Annotated in this window: 13 protein-coding genes and 1 pseudogene; 3 read left to right on the top strand and 11 right to left on the bottom strand. The window is 61.7% G+C overall.

Going from position 1 to position 18,000, the window contains the following annotated elements; all coding sequences use genetic code 11:
* Nucleotides 1–68 precede the first annotated feature (68 nt).
* The 4 genes and pseudogenes from B0G73_RS19645 to B0G73_RS19630 all read right to left on the bottom strand — a co-directional run.
* A pseudogene (locus tag B0G73_RS19645) lies at nucleotides 69–1,614 on the bottom strand (efflux transporter outer membrane subunit); the annotation flags it as partial.
* A 1-nt stretch (nucleotide 1,615) separates the two neighbouring features.
* Nucleotides 1,616–4,837 carry an efflux RND transporter permease subunit gene (locus B0G73_RS19640; protein ID WP_106282964.1) on the bottom strand — a complete coding sequence of 1,074 codons (3,222 nt, stop codon included), beginning with the start codon at nucleotides 4,835–4,837 and terminating at the stop codon, nucleotides 1,616–1,618.
* 14 nt (nucleotides 4,838–4,851) lie between these two features.
* Nucleotides 4,852–6,081, bottom strand: coding sequence for an efflux RND transporter periplasmic adaptor subunit (locus B0G73_RS19635; RefSeq protein WP_106282963.1), 1,230 nt, complete (start codon nucleotides 6,079–6,081; stop codon nucleotides 4,852–4,854).
* 313 nt (nucleotides 6,082–6,394) lie between these two features.
* Nucleotides 6,395–7,495 carry a MipA/OmpV family protein gene (locus B0G73_RS19630; RefSeq protein WP_258193374.1) on the bottom strand — a complete coding sequence of 367 codons (1,101 nt, stop codon included), beginning with the start codon at nucleotides 7,493–7,495 and terminating at the stop codon, nucleotides 6,395–6,397.
* Between the two features lie 163 nt (nucleotides 7,496–7,658).
* Here B0G73_RS19630 and B0G73_RS19625 point away from each other — a divergent pair, with 163 nt between their 5' ends.
* Nucleotides 7,659–8,372 carry a response regulator gene (locus B0G73_RS19625; RefSeq protein WP_106282962.1) on the top strand — a complete coding sequence of 238 codons (714 nt, stop codon included), beginning with the start codon at nucleotides 7,659–7,661 and terminating at the stop codon, nucleotides 8,370–8,372.
* A 173-nt stretch (nucleotides 8,373–8,545) separates the two neighbouring features.
* On the top strand, nucleotides 8,546–9,730 hold the full coding sequence (locus B0G73_RS19620; protein WP_181196596.1) for a HAMP domain-containing sensor histidine kinase: 1,185 nt from the start codon (nucleotides 8,546–8,548) through the stop codon (nucleotides 9,728–9,730).
* 188 nt (nucleotides 9,731–9,918) lie between these two features.
* On the opposite strand, the gene B0G73_RS19615 is transcribed toward B0G73_RS19620, so the two are convergent.
* From B0G73_RS19615 to B0G73_RS19595, 5 genes are all read right to left on the bottom strand, one after another.
* Nucleotides 9,919–11,232, bottom strand: a complete 1,314-nt coding sequence (locus B0G73_RS19615; RefSeq protein ID WP_106282960.1) for an MFS transporter — start codon at nucleotides 11,230–11,232, stop codon at nucleotides 9,919–9,921.
* 249 nt (nucleotides 11,233–11,481) lie between these two features.
* Nucleotides 11,482–12,555 (bottom strand): isocitrate/isopropylmalate dehydrogenase family protein, encoded by a 1,074-nt coding sequence (locus B0G73_RS19610; RefSeq protein ID WP_106282959.1) that lies wholly within the window; start codon nucleotides 12,553–12,555, stop codon nucleotides 11,482–11,484.
* 15 nt (nucleotides 12,556–12,570) lie between these two features.
* The gene (locus tag B0G73_RS19605) at nucleotides 12,571–12,996 is read right to left on the bottom strand and encodes a cupin domain-containing protein (RefSeq protein WP_106282958.1); all 426 of its coding nucleotides are present in this window, start codon (nucleotides 12,994–12,996) and stop codon (nucleotides 12,571–12,573) included.
* A gap of 26 nt (nucleotides 12,997–13,022) precedes the next feature.
* A complete protein-coding gene (locus B0G73_RS19600) occupies nucleotides 13,023–14,393 on the bottom strand; it encodes an NAD-dependent succinate-semialdehyde dehydrogenase (RefSeq protein ID WP_106282957.1) in 1,371 nt (456 codons plus the stop codon).
* A gap of 28 nt (nucleotides 14,394–14,421) precedes the next feature.
* Nucleotides 14,422–15,342: an amidohydrolase family protein gene (locus tag B0G73_RS19595; RefSeq protein WP_181196595.1), complete on the bottom strand. Its 921-nt coding sequence runs from the start codon at nucleotides 15,340–15,342 to the stop codon at nucleotides 14,422–14,424.
* Nucleotides 15,343–15,746: 404 nt separating this feature from the next.
* On the opposite strand from B0G73_RS19595, the gene B0G73_RS19590 reads away from it, so the two are divergent.
* On the top strand, nucleotides 15,747–16,616 hold the full coding sequence (locus tag B0G73_RS19590; RefSeq protein WP_106282955.1) for a GntR family transcriptional regulator: 870 nt from the start codon (nucleotides 15,747–15,749) through the stop codon (nucleotides 16,614–16,616).
* 194 nt (nucleotides 16,617–16,810) lie between these two features.
* Here B0G73_RS19590 and B0G73_RS40560 read toward each other — a convergent pair whose 3' ends face one another.
* Both B0G73_RS40560 and B0G73_RS19585 read right to left on the bottom strand, forming a co-directional pair.
* Nucleotides 16,811–16,981 (bottom strand): hypothetical protein, encoded by a 171-nt coding sequence (locus B0G73_RS40560; RefSeq protein ID WP_181196594.1) that lies wholly within the window; start codon nucleotides 16,979–16,981, stop codon nucleotides 16,811–16,813.
* A 414-nt stretch (nucleotides 16,982–17,395) separates the two neighbouring features.
* Entirely contained in the window at nucleotides 17,396–17,965 is a 570-nt protein-coding gene (locus tag B0G73_RS19585) for a CGNR zinc finger domain-containing protein (RefSeq protein WP_106282954.1), read from the bottom strand.
* Nucleotides 17,966–18,000 lie beyond the last annotated feature (35 nt).

The following is an 18,000-nucleotide window of genomic DNA, read 5'->3' as shown; positions in this document are numbered from 1 at the left end:
ACCGAGCGCCGCAGCGGCATGAAGCAGAACGCCCACACAACGCCGCGGAGGCGGCAACACTCCGGGTCACCAGATTTCACTTCGGGCGCAGCAAAGGATGACTTTGACACGCCGTGATCATCCCTTCGCATCGGCCGGGCGCGGCTGATCGCCGTTGTGCTCGATCCAGCCGCCGCCGAGTGCCTGGTACAACGTGACCAGGTTCTGGAGGCGCTGCATGCGCGCGGCGATCAACGACTGCTGCGACGAATACAGATCGGTCTGCGCGGTCAGCACCGACAGATAGCTGTCGACACCATTCATATATCGCAAATCCGAGAGAGCGAGGCGGCGTTGGTCGGCATATGCGTTGCGCTCGAGCGCCTGGATCTGCTGGTCGTACGTGCCGCGCGCCGCAAGGCCGTCCGCCACTTCGCGGAACGCCGTCTGGATCGCCTTTTCATACGTGGCGATCTGGACGTTCTTCTGGATGTTGGCGAGATCGAGGTTGGCCTTGTTCTGGCCGCCTTCGAAGATCGGCACCGTGATCGACGGCGCGAAACTCCACGCCGCCGAACCCGGCTTGAACAGCCCGCCGAGCGTCGGACTCAGCGTCCCGAAACTGCCGGTCAGCGAGACCTTCGGGAAGAACGCCGCGCGCGCCGCGCCGATGTTCGCGTTGGCCGCGAGCAGATTCTCCTCGGCCTCCATGATGTCCGGACGACGCGCCAGCAGATCGGCCGGCAGACCCGCCGGAATATCCGTGAGGAGATTCTGGTTGCCCAACGTCAGACCCGCCGGCAGATCGACCGGTAACGGTTCGCCCAGCAGCACCACCAGCGCGTTCTCAGCCTGAGCCCGCAAACGCGCCTGCGACTGCAGATTGGCGCTCGCCTGCTCGACCACCGTTTGCGCCTGGCGCAGATCGAGTTCCGAACCGGTGCCGTTATCGAACTGCAGCCTGGTGATCCGATACGATTCCTGCGCGGTATTCAGCGTGCCTTGCGTGACCTTCAGCAGGTCGTCCAGTTCGAGCACCGTCAGGTACTGGTTCGCCACCTGCGAGACCAGCGAGATTTCCGCCGCCTTGCGCGCCTGAGCCGTCGCCAGATACTGAGCCAGAGCCTGATCTTTCAGACTCTGAATCCGCCCGAAGAAGTCGATTTCCCACGACGCGTTCAGACCGACCGAGTACGAATTGGAAATCGTCTGGTTGAAGAGCGACAGGTCTTTCGGCGTACGCGATTTGGTTTGCGAAGCCGCCGCGTCAAGCGTTGGTAACAGGCCGGCACGAACGATCCGGAACTGCGCCTGCGAGGCCTGCATGGTCAGCACCGACACACGCAGATCGCGGTTGTTCTTCAGCGCGATTTCGATCAGCCGCTGCATGCGCGGATCGACGAAGAAATCACGCCAACCGATGTCGGCCGCAGCCTGCCCGTTTGGGATGCGCGCGCCCGCCATAGCACCAGGCTTCTGCGGGTCCGGCTGGGTCGCGCCCGGCTGCGTGTCGTACACGCCGCCGGCCGGAAAGGTCGCCGTCACGGGTGGCGCCGGGCGCTCGTACTTCGGCGCCATCGTGCAACCCGCCGCGAACAACGCAACCGCCACTGCAATCAGAGTATGTTTTTGCATCTCAGTGTCCGTCCTTGCCAGAGCCTTCATCAGTCGAGCCGCCAGCCGAACCGGCGCCCTGGCTGTCATGCGGATGGTGCTGGCTATAATGTGCGAGCGCCTCGTCCGGGTCTTCCCTCTCACCGCCGAATTTCGCGCGGACCACGACGAAGAACATCGGGATCATGAAAATCGCGAGGAACGTCGCCGTCAACATCCCGCCGATCACGCCGGTACCGATTGCGTGCTGACTGGCCGAACCCGCGCCGTGACTGATCGCGAGCGGCATCACGCCGAGAATGAAGGCGAGCGAGGTCATCAGGATCGGACGCAACCGCTGGCGCGCTGCTTCCAGCGCGGCTGCGACCGGTCCCATGCCCTGACCCTGTTGCAGTTCACGGGCGAACTCCACGATCAGAATCGCGTTCTTCGCCGAGAGCCCCACCGTGGTCAACAGACCCACCTGGAAGAACACGTCGTTCTCGAGCCCGCGTAGCATAGCGGCCAGCAGTGCGCCGATCACGCCGAGCGGCACCACCATGATCACGGAGAACGGGATCGACCAGCTTTCATACAGTGCCGCGAGACACAGGAACACGACCAGGATCGAGATGCCGTACAGAATCGGCGCCTGCGAACCGGACTGGCGTTCCTGCAACGACAGGCCCGTCCATTCGTAGCCGATACCCGCCGGCAGCTTCGCCACGAGTGCTTCCATGGCTGTCATGGCCTGACCGGTCGACTTGCCCGGTGCAGCCGCGCCCTGGATTTCCACCGCTGAGACGCCGTTATACCGTTCGAGTTTCGGCGAACCGTAGGTCCAACGACCGGAAGCAAAGGTGTTGAAAGGCACCATGCTGCCCGAGCCGTTTCGTACGTACCACCTGTTGAGATCGTCCGGCGTCATCCGGAAAGGCGCGTCGGCCTGCACGTATACCTTTTTGATACGGTTGTCGGTATCGAGGAAATTGTTCACGTAGGCCGAACCCCATGCGACCGAAAACGTCTGGTCGATCAATGACGACGGCACGCCGAGCGCCTCGGCCTTTTCGCGATCGATCTCGACCCTGTACTGCGGACTATCGTCCAGTCCGTTGGGGCGCACGCCCATCAATACCGGGTCTGTGGCAGCCATCCCGAGCAACTGGTTTCGGGCCGCCATCAGTGCCTCATGTCCGAGGCCGGCGCTATCAGTGAGCTCGAAGTCGAAACCCGAGGCCGTCCCGAGTTCGGGAATCGAAGGCGGATTCACCGGCATCACCATCGCGTCCTTGTAGTCCACGTAGCGCTCATACACACGCTCTCCCACTGACTGTACCGTCTGGTCGGCGCCCTGGCGCTGTGAGTAATCCTTCATGCGCACAAACACCAGCCCGGAGTTCTGACCATTACCCGCGAAGCTGAAACCGTTGACCGTGAAGACCGACTCGACAGCGCTTTTTTCCTCCTTGAGCAGGTAGTCGGAAATGTTGGCGAGCGTTCTCGCGGTCGTCTCCTGCGTCGAGCCCGCCGGCGTCTGTACGATCACGAAGAAGCTGCCCTGATCCTCGTCCGGCAGGAACGACTTGGGCAGTTTGACGAACAGCAGGCCGACCGCGACAATCACCGCCACATAGATGATCAGCCACCGGCCCGAGCGTCTGATCACGTGGTGAACGCCCGCGTGATACCTGTCGCGACTCCTGTCGAAGGTGCGGTTAAACCAGCCGAAGAAGCCCTTCTTCCCTTCGTGATGATCTTGAGGAATCGGCTTGAGAATCGTTGCGCACAGCGCCGGGGTGAGGATCAACGCGACCAGCACGGACAGCACCATCGCCGCCACGATCGTCAGCGAGAACTGCCGGTAGATGGCGCCGACCGAACCGCCCGAGAATGCCACTGGCACGAACACCGCCGACAGCACGAGCGCCACGCCGACCAGCGCGCCGGTAATCTGGTCCATCGCCTTGCGGGTGGCTTCGCGAGGTGACAAACCCTCTTCCGCCATCACCCGCTCGACGTTCTCAACCACCACGATCGCATCGTCGACCAGCAGGCCAATTGCCAGCACGAGACCGAACATCGAGAGCGTGTTGATCGAGAATCCGGCGACGTTCATGATCGCGAACGTGCCGAGCAGCACCACCGGCACCGCGATCGTCGGAATCAGCGTGGCGCGCAGGTTCTGCAGGAACAGGTACATGACCAGAAACACGAGCACGATACCTTCGAGCAGCGTCTTGACCACTTCCTCGATCGACAGACGCACGAACGGCGTCGTGTCGTAAGGATAATTGACGACAAGCCCCGGCGGAAAAAACTTCGAAAGCTGGTCAATCTTCTGGCGCACCAGTTTCGCGGTCTGTAGCGCGTTCGCGCCGGTCGCAAGCTGGATGCCCAGGCCCGCCGTCGGCCGCCCGTTGTACTTCGTGTCCAGGTTATAGGTCTCACCACCCAGTTCGACGCGCGCGACGTCCTTGACGCGCACCTGCGAGCCGTCCTGGTTTACTTTCAGCAGGATGTTGCCAAACTGCTCGGGTGTACGCAGCAAGGTCGCTTCCGTGACAGTGGCCTGCAGTGTCTGTCCGGGAACTGCCGGCGTTCCGCCAAGCTGGCCGGCGGCCACCTGTACGTTCTGTGCCTGCAGCGCGGTCGTCACGTCAACGGGCGTCAGCCCCAGGTTCATGAGCTTCGCCGGATCCAGCCAGATACGCATCGCATACTGCGATCCGAACAACGTGATAGTTCCAACACCATCAATGCGGCTGATCGGGTCCTGGATATGCGACGCCACATAGTTGGTAAGGTCGATGCTCGTCATGTTGCCGTTTCCGGTGCCGAACGCCATCACCAGCAGGAAACTGCTGCTTGACTTGGTGACCTTCGCGCCGAGTTGCTGAACGGCCTGGGGCAACGACGGCGTAGCGAGCTGTAACTTGTTCTGTACCTGTACCTGCGCGATGTCCGGGTTGGTACCTGCGGCGAATGTCAGCGTGACCGTCGCTGTGCCTGAATCGTCGGAAGCGGATGACAGGTACAGCAGATGGTCAAGACCACTCATCTGTTGCTCGATCACCTGCGTGACCGTATTTTCGACTGTTTCCGCCGAGGCACCTGGGTACGTCGCCGAGATCTGTATCGAAGGTGGTGCAATGGTCGGATACTGGGCGACGGGTAAGGTGAAAATGGACGCCACACCTGCCAGCATCAGTATGACGGCGATCACCCAGGCGAAAATCGGGCGATCGATAAAGAACTTTGCCATGAAGCGGACCCCTGTTATTGCGCGTCAGACGCGGCGGACGCGACAGCTACGCCGCTGCCAACCCTTGCACCGTTTGCCTCCGGTGAGGCTTCCGTCGCGGCAGGTGCAGGCGGCAACTGCGCCGCGACTGCCTTGACGGGCGCGCCGGGCTGGACCTTGCCGGCGCCCTGCACGATGACGCGATCACCCGGATTCAGACCGCTTTCGACGACCCAGTACTGGCCATACGTTGTCGCCGTCTGCAACACGCGCAGTTGTGCCTTGTTGTCTTTATCGACGACCAGCGCAGCAGGCTGACCCTTCGGGTCGTGCGTAACGCCCACTTGTGGCACGAGCAGCGCCCTCCCATTCACACCCTCCTGGATGCGCGCACGTACAAACATGCCCGGCAGCAGCACGTGGTTCCTGTTCGGGAATACAGCCCGGATCGTCACGGAGCCGGTGCCCTGATCGACCGTCACATCGGTGAACTGCAACGTGCCCTGCTCCGGATATGTGCTGCCGTCTTCCAGAACCAGCGAGACACGCGCCGAGTCGGCGTCGTCCGTCTTCAGACGGTCTTCCTGGATTTCGCGGCGCAGCCTGAGACCCGCCAGGCTCGATTGCATGAGGTCGACGTAGACCCGGTCGAGCTGCTGGACCGTGGCCATCAACGTGGCCTGACCTGCCTGTATGTATGCGCCCGGCGTGACTTGCGACATACCCACCTGCCCCGTCACCGGCGATACGACATCCGTGTAGCCGAGATTGATCTGCGCGGTGTCGACGGACGCCTCGCCCGCTGCGACGTCCGCCGCAGCCTGGCCTTGCGCGGCGACGGCGTTGTCGTAGTCCTGCCGGCTGATGGCGCTTGCCGCGACCAGCACCTTGTAGCGGTTAGCCTGCGCAGTGGTGGACGCGAGGTTGGCCTTCGCCTTCGCCAGCGCCGCCTTCGCACTGTTCAGTGCGGCGATGTAGGGTGCCGGATCAATCTTGTAGAGACGCTGCCCAGCCTTCACCTGCGCGCCCTCGGTGAATTCGCGGCGCAGCACAATGCCATCGACCCGCGCCCGCACCTGCGCGACGAGAAACGCACTGGTACGGCCGGGCAATTCGGTTACGACGGGAACGGCTTGCGGCTCGACCGTAATCGTGCCGACTTCAGGAACCTGCGGCGTGGAGGCCGTTTCTTGCTGTCCGCACGCTGCCAGAAGCACGGCGGCGGTCGCGGCACAGACCAGGCGGAATGATTTCCGTTTTTGCATTGGAGTCCTATATTGTTGACGCTCTTTCGAGCGGCACTCTTCGATGCAGCGGCGGCGATGCGAAATGTCGTCTGCCTTCGATCAGATGTGTCAATGGATCACGACGTGTTGCGCATCGTGCCGGGCGCGATTGACGACCCGGAGTGTTATCGGTGACGCGAACCCGTCAGCCATCGGAAAGTCGTCCGGCTCACGACAGACGACGAAAACGCAGCATCGACGGACGTCAGTCGCCTGTCGGTCCGGATGCCTGCTTCGCCTTATGTGCAATCGCCACTCATGCCCGCGGGTGCTGCTCCGTCTGGCGCGTCCGTCACCTGAACTGGTAGAGATAAACCAGATTCGCGTCCACGACGAACCGTTTGCCAACCAGCGGGCTATCAGTGATGCCGCTTCCGAGATGCGAGACGCCAACATCGAGACTAACCATCTGGCTATCCGCGATTTGATACGCGAAGCGCGTGCCGACCGAGATTTTCGAGGTTGCAGAGCCCTGATACGCAGGTCGCCCGATGCGCACCTCGGTTGGGCTGACGCCGTAGTAATAATTGACGTACTCGCTGCTCAGCCACTCTGCGGTGATGTGAGGTTCCAGCGTCCATTTGCCAGCCTGAAATTCTTTCCGGAAATCCAGGCTCGCCTGGTGTCCCTTGTTGCCACTAAACAGATAACTGCTGGACAGCGTCCCGAGTGCGCTCTCCCACGCGAGCGCGGGTCCATACCAGAAGGTGGCTGAATCGCGGTTCTGCATGCCATTCAGAATCGGTGCATCGGACTGCCGGTATCCCTCGAGAATTCCAACGCGCCCACGCAGTGCGACCGAGACCCCATCCCACTGGCCGACCTTCAGGTCAACCGTGGTCCCGATAGCACGTACCCACTTGTTGTCGAAGTAGAAGAACGGAAGAGGAGTGACCTGCGCGCGATAGCCTTTGTACGGCATTGTCTGGACTTCCGCGCCAGCGCCCAGACCCCAGTGAGTGACATTCGTCGCGTTGCTGAGGACCGTAAAACCGGAATTGTTGTCCCCGGCGCCGTCATCCGCGAAGGCTGCACCGGGAATAACCAGAAGTGACGTAACGAACAGGAGTGCCCGGCATGCGCGGCTCGGAATCCTCTGCTCCGCCGTGGCCGGCACCGTGTGCCTTGCACCGGTCACAAGGAGAGTCTGTGACCGTAGCCATGAGCGTACGACTGGCGCAAAACCCGTGGCATCGGAGCGCCGTCTGGAAGAGCGTGGATTCAAGGTGCGGAGCCAGGACTGCCCAGGTTCAGGATGCGATGGCCCGTCGCAATGATTCGGCGCACCCATTGCGTTGCGGTGCGAAGCATCGGGGGCAGCAGAAAGACGCCCTGCGCGCTTCAGCGGGACCAGCCTGCTGCCGTGATACTGCGATTTCAGCGAAATAGTCATTCAGGAACCTCCGTTCAGGGGTTCCAAGACTAAGAAGGAAATTCAACGGCATGATGTGCGGTATGTTTCGGCGTAGATACAATGTGTCAGCGTTGACATATTCAGCGCGAACGGCCGACATCTTTGGGGGGCCGGTCAGGGTTAGCATTTGAGGATGAATTCCATGCCGCACATACTGGTGGTCGACGACGAGGAGGACATCAGGTCCCTGTTGACTGGTTTTTTTCGCAAACACGGCCATCAGGTCAGCGTTGCGACCGACGGAGAAAGCCTTTTCGCAGCGCTTGATACGCAGCCGGTGGATATTGTCATCCTCGACGTCATGCTGCCTGGTGAGGACGGCTTCAGCATTTGCCGGCGGCTACGCACGATATCCAGGGTGCCGGTCATCATGCTCACGGCAGTCGCCGACCACGTCGACCGCGTCGTAGGTCTGGAAATCGGAGCTGACGACTACCTCGTCAAGCCGTTCGATGCCAGGGAGCTGCTCGCGCGCGTCAAGGCCATCCTGCGCAGGGCAGCGCAGCCGGAGCTGCCTGTGACGGGCACGGCCTCCAGGCCAGTACTCTCGTTTGCCGGGTGGCGCCTGGATATTGCCCGGCGCGAACTCCGTTCGTCGGAAAATACGCTCACGATCCTGTCGAGTGCCGAATTCGACCTCCTGCTCGCGTTCGCGGAAAACCCGCAACGCGTGCTAACGCGCGATCAGTTGCTCGATCTGGCACGTGGCTCGTCATATGAGGTCTACGATCGAAGCATCGACGTCCAGGTGGGCCGCCTTCGCCGGAAACTCGATACTGGCGACGACGAACCCTCCATCATCCGCACCGTGCGGGGTGGCGGCTATCTGTTTACTCCAACGGTGCGACGGGGATGAATGCGCGCTTACGACTGCCAGATACGATTGGCTGGCATATAGCCCTGACAGTGGGTGCAGCCATTGTCGGCGTGCTTGTTCTTAGCGCGCTGTTCAACCGGTTTGCGGGTGTCTGGTCCCGACCGTCGGTCGAGGAAACGGCGCTACTTGGCAGGGCCAACGATATAGTGCGAATGGTCGAGATCGCCCCCGAAACGTACCGCCAACCGCTCGCGAGCGCGGTACGGATTCCAGCGGTTACGGTCGACTGGTACCCGGAGAATTCGGGGCCGGCACGTGTCTTCGCTACATCACCGATGGACGAGGACGAGGCAGACCTGGCCAAAGGCTTCGAGATGGACGGGCACCCGCGCCGACTGTTTCTGTTCGAATCCGATACCCGCTTGCCCAGTGGTCTGCGATACGACAGGGCAGCGCACCCGCACGCCTATTTCCTCGCGGTTGAACTTCGTGACCGCAGTTGGATTGTGTTTATTGCCACGCGCCGTCTCTGGGGGTTGTCCGAGCCAGCACAGATAGCCATTGCACTTTCCTTCGTCGCGGTTTCGATCCTTGCCGCATCCGCGCTTGCCACCCACTATCTCTCCAGGCCCATCAGGCGGTTCGCCGAAGAGCTTCGCACGTTTGGCGGCGATCCGCGGGCCGGCCCTGTTCGCGAAGCGGGTCCTCGGGAATTGCGTGCCGCGATTGCTGCGTTCAATGCCTTGCAGGCGCAACTCCGAAAGTTCGTTGAGGACCGTACCGCAATGCTGGCAGCGATGTCACATGATCTGCGCACGCCGCTCACCAAGATCCGGCTTCGCGGAGAGTTCATTGAAGACGAGGACCAAAGGGCCCGCCTTTTCCGGGATGTCGACGATCTGCAGGCCATGGCAGATTCGGCATTGTCCTTTTTCAGGGACGATTTCAAGGACGAAGAGCCGACTGTATTCGACTTCGCGGGGCTTTTGCGCGCGATGGCAGACGATTACGGCGACCATGGCAAGCCCGTTTCGTACATGGGACCGGATCGTCTGGCATTCAGCGGTCGACCATTCTCGTTAAGACGCGCCTGCATGAACCTTGTGGACAACGCCCTGAAATACGGTGATTGTGCGGAACTGGAGCTCCATCGGCATCAGGATCAGATTAGCATCAAGGTTAGCGACCGCGGGCCCGGTATCCCGCCCCATGCGTTTGACCAGGTGTTCGTGCCGTTTTTCCGTCTGGAAAGATCCCGCAACCGGATGACGGGTGGAATGGGGCTGGGGCTTACGTCAGCGCGGGCCGTTGTCCGCGCGCACGGTGGCGATATCGTGCTGTCGAACCGTAGAGGTGGCGGTCTGGAAGTGAGCGTGACACTTCCGATCAATTTGTAACCTGTGGCGTTGGGGCTTCATGCGCCATCCGCGATGTGAATCAGCGCAGACAGAGTCTAGGGACGTCCAGGAGCGCGCCATGCAAACTGAAATTTTCGCATGCTCCGCAACGCACGAACGTCACAAACCGGGGCGTAGATAGGCGACAAGGCACCCAGGCTACGCCGGCCACCATGCCGGTTGATACATCAGGCTTTCTTGATCACGAGCGTCAGCGACGCCGCCAGCGCAGCGGCAACCGCGAGGACCCCTGCCATCGCCCAGATACCGGCAGAAAACGTCCCGGTCGACTGCTTCAGAAAACCGACGAGGTAGGGACCGGCGAACCCGCCGAGCGTACCGATGGAATTGATGAACGCGAGCCCGCCGGCGGCCGCGACACCAGTCAGGAAGCGGGTCGGGATCGTCCAGAAGATCGCGCGTGCGGAACTGACCGCGATGACCGCCAGGCTCAGACCGACGATCTCGATTACGATACCGTTTGCGACGGCGGACAATGCGAGACCGATCGCACCCAGCAGGCACGCGCTGACGAGATGGAACACCCTGCGGCCGCTGCGATCGACTGCGCGCGCCCAGATCAGCATCCCGAACACGGCCGCGATATACGGAATCGTCGACAGCGCCCCGATGCGAACAAGGTTGAACCCGTGCCCTTTCAAAATAACCGGCAGCCAGATGCCAATCCCATACGACCCGAGCACGAAGCCGAACTGGATCGCAGCCAGCAGCAGTACGCGACCATCCCTCAATGCGCTGAACAGCGCCCTTTTCGGCTTCTCCCGTGGCTCTTCCTGCAGCATCGTCACGAGTTCGGTGCGCTCTTCCTGCGTCAACCAGTATGCATCCTTCGGATCGTCGCGCAGCCACGCCAGCACCGCAAATCCAATCACCACGGCGGGAACGCCCTGCACGATGAACATCCACTGCCAGCCATGCAGACCGGCCATGCCGTCGAGACCGAGCAGCGCGGCCGATAGCGGGCCGCCCAGTACCGACGACAGTGGCACGCCGAGCATGAAGAACGCAAGCACGCGCACGCGGTACTGCGCAGGGAACCAGCACGCAAGGAAAAATGTGACACCCGGGAAGAAGCCTGCTTCGGCAATCCCGAGCAGCAGGCGCAGGACGTAGAAGCTTGTCGGGCCTTGTACCAGGCAAGTCGCGGTAGAGGCAAGACCCCACGTGATCATGATTCGCGCGAGCCAGCGGCGCGCGCCATACCTGTACAGCGCGAGATTGCTCGGGATTTCGAACAGGCAGTATCCCGCGAACAGTACGCCGGCGCCCCAACCGAATTGCGCGGGTGTCAGGCCGATGTCCTGATTCATCGTCAACGCGGCGAAGCCGACGCTGGTCCGGTCGATGTAATTGAAGATAAATGCGAGCGTCAGCAACGGCAGGAGGCGCCAGGCATTCTTGCGCAGCGCGCGTTGCCTGACCGCTTGCTGATTCAGCAGATAAACGGAGGACGAGTCCGTCTCAATTGATTCGGAATACATATTAAAATCCTTCGATGAATGCGTGTGATGATCCGACTGTTTATGTACCGCGGTTTGCGTCAGCGAACCACGGTCCGGGCGACTCCAACGCGGATATCGAATGCATCGCCCCGCGGTGCGGAACTGTGCGCCGGAACACCGCCGGGCAACGGGTGCCATGCACCCGCCGGCCCCGTCGCGGCCTTCGTCGAATGTCTCCGGTTTGTTGTCGTAACACGGCGGGCCTCGCAACACCCTCCAGACAGCCTTTTACGCCGCGCGGATCGCCTCGGCGACCTGCTTGCCGAACGCACTGCAGCCCGTCGTGCCGCCGAGATCAGCGGTACGGGTAGCCGGGTTCTCAAGCACCGCGTCGGCGGCGACCTCGATCGCGTCGGCCGCGGCGACGAAGTTCGGCTTCTGGCGATGCGTGCCGATCCAGCGCATCAGCATTCCGACCGAGAGGATCATCGACGTTGGATTTGCCCTGTCCAGGTTCTGGATATCCGGTGCCGAACCGTGTTGCGCCTGCGCGCAGCACAGGCTGTCGCCGGCCATGATGGAGCCGCCGAGCCCGAGACTGCCAGACAGTTCTGCTGCGAGATCGCTGATGATGTCGCCGTAGAAGTTCGTCGCCACGAGCACGTCGAAGCGTTCCGGATTGCGTACCAGATGCGCGGTCGACGCGTCGACAAGCAGATCGTTCAGTTGCACTTCCGGGAAGTCTTTCGCGACGTCGCGCACGCATTCGAGGAACAGACCGTCCGTCATGTGGAAGCTGTTCGCCTTATGGATCGCAGTCACTTTCTTCCTGCGCTTCATCGCCAGTTCGAACGCGCGGCGCGCGATACGCTCGCTGCAATGACGCGTGATCCTGCGCACCGACAGCGCCATGTCCTTCGACGGCATCATTTCGCCCCAGCCGAGGTGCATGTTGCGGTCCGGATAGAAACCTTCGGTTGCCTCACGCATGATGACCAGGTCCATGGTCTTGCCTTCGCGCATGTTCGACGTGAGAAACGGGCGTGTGCGCGACGGACGGACGTTTGCATACAGATCGAGATCGCGGCGGAACGCGGCGGACACGTTTCGGCCACCCTTGTCTGGCGACGGGTAGTCGGCATGCGACACGGTGCCGAGGATCAACCCATCGTAGGCGGTCGCCTTTTCGAGCACTTCCGGCCGCAGCGTTGTGCCGTACCTCTCGAGGCTCGCGAAACCAATGTCTTCATAATCGTATTGCAACTCGAGGTTGAACGTGCGATCTGCCTTCTGAAGCACGTCGATCGACGCGGCGATGATTTCCGGGCCGATGCCGTCTCCGGGACAAACGAGGATACGCATGATGAATGACTCTGGTTATTGCGAAGAAGTTTGATGTTCGGCCGATACGGGCCGCGTTTCGCCGCTGTCGGCGAGCGTGCGAGTCGCGTCGCCCCGCGCGTAGATCCACAGGATCTTCATCGGGTTCGTCGTCGACACGTTGCGGAAGCGATGCGGCACGTTTGGCGGGATGAAGGTCGTATCGAGCGGCTGCAGCCGGTACTCGAGCCCGTCAATGTCGAGGATCGCGTCGCCTTCAATGAGCACTACGCTTTCCTGACAGTTATGGCTGTGAAACGGAATCTCGACACCGGGCGCGAACGACGTATAGCCGGTAATGAAGCTGTCCGAGCCGACGGATTTTCCGACGAGCGGCGTCGTGCTCGCACCACCGCCGCGATCGTAAGTCGGCAAATGGTCGGGTTTCAACAGCACGGCGCCCGAGGGGGTCTTGATCGTCATAATGTGCTCCGGTTTAAGTAACTGGTTCAGCGCGCCGGGCCGACCCAGACAGTTTTGATGTTGGAGAATTCGCGAATTCCAACCGCTCCGAGTTCACGGCCATAGCCCGATTGCTTGATGCCGCCGAACGGCAGCCGCGCGTCCGACGCGACCAGCCCGTTGATGAACACAGCGCCCGCTTCGATGCGGCGAACCAGTTGCTTCGCGCGGTCGAGATCACCGGTCCACAACGCGGCGCCGAGTCCGAATTCTGTCGCGTTCGCAAGCGCGACCGCCGCATCAACGTCCTCTACGCGCAGGACCGCGGCAACCGGGCCGAAAGTTTCCTCGCATGCTGCAACCATGTCCGGCGCGACGTGATCGAGCACGGTCGGAGCGTAGAAGAAGCCCTTGCCCGGTAGTGCCTGGCCGCCTGCCTTCAGGACCGCGCCGGCAGCGACGGTGCGCTCGACCTGACTATGCAGTTCATCGCGCAGGTTCGAGCGGGCCATCGGGCCGATGGTCGTCGCGCGGTCAGTCGGATCCCCGACCTTCAGTTCCGCGACACCGGCGCAGAACCGTTCGACGAACTGATCTGCAACCGCCGCGTCGACGATGAAGCGCTTTGACGAGATGCAGCTCTGGCCCGTGTTCGAGAACCGCGCCTTCACGGCAGCCTTCGCAGCGGCTTCAACGTCCGCGTCTGCCAGCACGATGAACGGATCGGAGCCACCGAGTTCGAGTACCTGCTTTTTCATCGCGCGCCCTGCTTGCGATGCGACGAGCTTACCAACCGCGGTCGAGCCCGTCAGCGTGACCGCTGCGATCCGCACGTCGTCGATCAACGCGGCAACATCGTTCGGCTCGATCAGCAGCGATGCGACCAGCCCGGTCGGCACATCGGCTTCCGCGAAAACCGAGTTGATCGCGAGCGCGCATTGCGGCACATTGCCCGCATGCTTCAGTATCGCGCCGTTGCCCGCGCAAAGCGCCGGTGCTGCGAAACGGATGAACTGCCACAGCGGGTAGTTCCACGGCATGATCGCGAGCACCACGCCGAGCGGGTCATAGACGACGAAGCTCTCGCTCGCGTTGCTCGGGACCGCCTCGTCGGCGAGATACTGCGCCGCGTGTTCCGCATAAAAAGCGCACGTCAATGCGGACTTCTCAATCTCGGCTTCGGCCTCGACGATCGGCTTGCCCATTTCCAGGGTGATCAGGCCGGCGAGCTCGGCCTTGCGGCGCAACAGTACGTCGCCGATCCGCGCGACGACCGCCGCACGCGCGAGCAGCGGCTCGCGCGCCCAGCTCCGCTGGGCGGTTTGCGCGTCAGCGAGCGCCTGCTCGATCCGCGCCGGCGTGTCGGCATCGAAAGTGGCCACGACGGTTTCGGTGGCCGGGTTCAGAGTACGAAACATGAGAGGGTGCCTTTGATGACGGGGGAATTCAGAGGGTCGGTCCGGCGAAACCGTACAGATTCGCCGGGTTCTCGACGAGGATTCGGCGACGCAGCACATCTGTCATCGCCCAGACAGACAACCGGTCGAGCGCGTGCGCCGCATCGACATTGCGGAACGGCTCGATCTGCGAAAGATCACCGCCACGGCTGATCGCGCTGCCGGTATGCGGCCAGTCGGATGCCCAGACCATCCGGTCGGGTCGCGCGTCAATCAACCGGATCGCGAACGGGTCGAGATCCGTGTAATGGGGTGATTGCTTCGATGCGCGATACGGCGCCGACAGCTTCACGTACGCGTGCCCGGCGCTAACCAGGGCGATCGCGATGTCGAACGCGCCGGGCTGCGCAAACTGACCCGCAGTGCGCACGCCGGCGAAGTGGTCGAGCACGACGGGCACCCCAAGCTCCGCGATGCCGGGCGCCATCGCGGCAACCATGTCGATATCCGTGTAGATCTGGATCGCCCATCCGAACGGGCCGACCACGCCCGCTGCACGTCGAAGCTGGTCGAGCGTGACCGGGTGATCGCGCTCGCGATGCACTGCGAGATTCAGCCGGATACCGCGCACGCCCTGATCGTGCATAGCCTGCAGCCCGGCGTGCGTCGTCGTCGCCGGATCGATCACCGCGACGCCGCGCGCGCGGTCCGGGCCAAGCTGGCGCAGACCGTCGAGCAGCGCGGCGTTGTCGATGCCGTACACGCTCGGTTGCACCAGGACGACTCGCTCGATGCCGAGCCTATCCTCGAACGCGTTCAGATCCGCGACACGGGCGGTGCCTGGCGTATATGTGCGATCCACCACGTACGGAAACCGCCCTGCGTCGAACAGATGAACGTGGCAGTCGCAACTGCCGGCAGGCAACGAATACGCAGGCCGGCTCGTGCGATCGAGCAGCCCGGCGTTCACGGCCGCACCCGTAATGACGGCCCGCGCGGCGAGCGCACACGCGCTGGACAATGTGAGTCAGCCGATGGCCGACAGGCCAGCGCCGGATTGCAACCTTCGATGCACATAGGTCTCCTGGAACACACATGATTGGCAAAGCGATGGATGGTATTTTATCGATTCAAACTACCATGTAAAGGTTTTTTGCAACACTAAAGTACCGATCAGTGTAAACCTCTACGTCTCGATGTCTGCGAGGAATTCGTCATCTGCATGCCTGCTAGCCGCGATTGCCCGGAATGGCTCGAAATACCTCGGCTGCGCAGCGGCAGCGTGACTCGAATCATTTCGGTATATTGTCAATTTCAAGTACCAATCTATGTGTGTGCTAACATCTGTGGCGCATACAACATCCAGAAGACAGCATGGCCCGCCCACTTCCAGACATCCTTGCGGCGAACATCCACCAGCACATTGCCAGCGTCGGCCTCATGCCCGGTACGCGCCTGCCTGAGCGCGCGCTAGCGGACCAGTTCAACGTGTCCCGCTCGCCAGTTCGGGAGGCATTGAAACGGCTCGCGGCACAGGAGATCGTGTTTGCGCATCCAGATGGCGGCTACGCTGTCGCGGAGGGGGCGTTGACACCGGCAGCCGAAGACATCGCCCCACCCACTATCGACGACAGCGAGGCGACCTATCTCGCGATTGCCGAAGACCGACTGGCCGGAAAGCTCGCGGACCGCTTCACCGAGAACGAGCTGATTCGCCGCTACGGCGTTACGCGCGCGCAACTGAATGCGATCCTGAGACGGATGGCACAGGAGGGATGGATCGAACGCAGGCCTGGACACGGCTGGATGTTTTTGTCGGTGCTGACGTCGGCCGAAACATATCGGCAGGGGTATCGCTATCGGTTGCTGATCGAGTCCGCCGGAATCCTGGAGCCGACCTTCAGGCTCGACCGCGACGCGCTGCTGCGTTGTCGCGCGGAACAGGAGGCATTAACTAACGGTGAAGTGCGTACCGCGTCGCCGGCGGCGCTGTTCGATGCGAACAGCCGGTTGCACGAAACGATCGCCGCGTGCTCGGGCAATGTGTTCATTCTCGACGGGTTGCGCCGTCTTGATCGACTGCGCAGGCTGATGGAATACCGCAAGGCGGTCGATCGCGATCAGGCCGAACGGCGTTGCCGCGAGCACCTGACGCTGATCGATCTGCTGCTCGCTGACCAGCGCGAGGCAGCGGCCGATTTTCTGAAGCTGCACCTGCGCAATGCGGCGCGCGAAAAGACGTAGGAGTGAGCGGGCTGCGGTTAATCCGCGACGCCGCCGCGCGCTGGCGAATGCTCGTTACCCCGTCACCGGGTCGAACAAGATCCAAGTTGCGGCAGGAATTCCGGACAGCAGCAGACGCCAAACACCATGGCGTCTTTCGGGTCGAACACCCACCGTTGGTGATTGCCACCTTCAGGGTGTGGCACCCGTGTCTGTCAGACAACATCGGGTAAAGTAAGGCTTGCCGTTTCGATCGCAGCATTTTTCTGCGGAATTCGCACCCGGACGAGACGTTCCAGTCTGGCATTGCACTCGGCGAATGTCTTCGATGAAATGCCTCCTATCTGATCATCGTAGACCTGTGCGATGCGTTCAAGCGTTTTCATGGCGCACTGGTCGGGATGCCAGCACTCGTGATACTCCGCGTCGTGCGCCAACGTTTAAGAACCTTCTCGGCGGCACAATACAGCGAATAATCCGCGTTGCCGTATCCGGCTTCCCAGAGAGAAAACGACCGGCAGGTGTAGTGACCTGAAATCGAAATCGGTCGGACCTGCTACTGACGGCACGCCCGAACCGGGATTATCTGCAAATGAGCCTGCATTCAGCCGCGCCGACCTGTATTCCATCGTGGCGGCCCAGGATTAACTGCAAAAGTGGGGATTCAGATCAGCAGCCTGGCCGCTTGCACCACCGTAACGGCGCTCGAAGCGAGCCGACCGCTCGATACCAAACGGTAGCGAAAGTTAATGATTCGGTTCGCGGCAATATCGGGCTATCAATCCTATCACCCCAACGCGTCAGCCGACATGAGTCTTGACCGCTTCGCGGGCGCGGTACGCCGCGACTTTCGCAATCGTGCCGCACGCTCGACCATCCGGCCCACCCTTCGTCATTCCGCACCAACGCTTGCCGCCATTGCGCGTGTGATCAAAGAACGCCCATTGGCAACCTGGGCAAGTCTTTAAACGGCTCCATTCGCCCGAAGCGATTGCGTTTGCCACCGTGGCCACGATGTAGTCCGCAAAGCCTGTTCCGCGGGGCTCGACGGTCAGTCTTGTCGCCCCTTCGTCGATTCGGGATCTGAGAACGAGTGCAGCATCCCTGAACCAGGCGTTCAGGATCCGGTCACCGTCGGCTGTGCCCTGACATGCCCTGCGCAGATCCGACCTAAGACGTTGCAGTTCGGTCAGGGTGTCGGTTCTCGACCGCGCTTTACCCGGAAACGCTTCGCTCCATCTATTTTGCATCCGCGTCAATTCTGGCAATGCATCCGTTTCCAGACGGGTGTCGTTCGGGATCGACCAGGTATTGATAAATTTCCGCACGACTTCAAGCTCGCCCGGCGCGGTCTGGTTGTGGTCAGCCATGGCTCCCCCCTGTTGCAAAAGATCAAGGTTTACGT

The sequence above is a fragment of the Paraburkholderia sp. BL25I1N1 genome (assembly GCF_003002025.1).
In the GTDB taxonomy this organism is placed as follows: Bacteria; Pseudomonadota; Gammaproteobacteria; order Burkholderiales; family Burkholderiaceae; genus Paraburkholderia.
Note: the sequence above shows the minus strand (reverse complement) of the source record. Positions and strands in the feature narration are given on the sequence as shown.

Excerpts from the sequence above, each read along its gene's own strand:
- B0G73_RS19630 (WP_258193374.1), bottom strand. The coding sequence starts at position 7,495 with ATGACTATTTCGCTGAAATCGCAGTATCACGGCAGCAGGCTGGTCCCG.
- B0G73_RS19600 (WP_106282957.1), bottom strand. The coding sequence starts at position 14,393 with ATGTTTCGTACTCTGAACCCGGCCACCGAAACCGTCGTGGCCACTTTC.
- B0G73_RS40560 (WP_181196594.1), bottom strand. The coding sequence starts at position 16,981 with ATGAAAACGCTTGAACGCATCGCACAGGTCTACGATGATCAGATAGGA.
- B0G73_RS19635 (WP_106282963.1), bottom strand. The coding sequence starts at position 6,081 with ATGCAAAAACGGAAATCATTCCGCCTGGTCTGTGCCGCGACCGCCGCC.
- B0G73_RS19590 (WP_106282955.1), top strand. The coding sequence starts at position 15,747 with ATGGCCCGCCCACTTCCAGACATCCTTGCGGCGAACATCCACCAGCAC.
- B0G73_RS19615 (WP_106282960.1), bottom strand. The coding sequence starts at position 11,232 with ATGTATTCCGAATCAATTGAGACGGACTCGTCCTCCGTTTATCTGCTG.
- B0G73_RS19640 (WP_106282964.1), bottom strand. The coding sequence starts at position 4,837 with ATGGCAAAGTTCTTTATCGATCGCCCGATTTTCGCCTGGGTGATCGCC.
- B0G73_RS19585 (WP_106282954.1), bottom strand. The coding sequence starts at position 17,965 with ATGGCTGACCACAACCAGACCGCGCCGGGCGAGCTTGAAGTCGTGCGG.
- B0G73_RS19605 (WP_106282958.1), bottom strand. The coding sequence starts at position 12,996 with ATGACGATCAAGACCCCCTCGGGCGCCGTGCTGTTGAAACCCGACCAT.
- B0G73_RS19620 (WP_181196596.1), top strand. The coding sequence starts at position 8,546 with ATGGTCGAGATCGCCCCCGAAACGTACCGCCAACCGCTCGCGAGCGCG.
- B0G73_RS19625 (WP_106282962.1), top strand. The coding sequence starts at position 7,659 with ATGCCGCACATACTGGTGGTCGACGACGAGGAGGACATCAGGTCCCTG.
- B0G73_RS19610 (WP_106282959.1), bottom strand. The coding sequence starts at position 12,555 with ATGCGTATCCTCGTTTGTCCCGGAGACGGCATCGGCCCGGAAATCATC.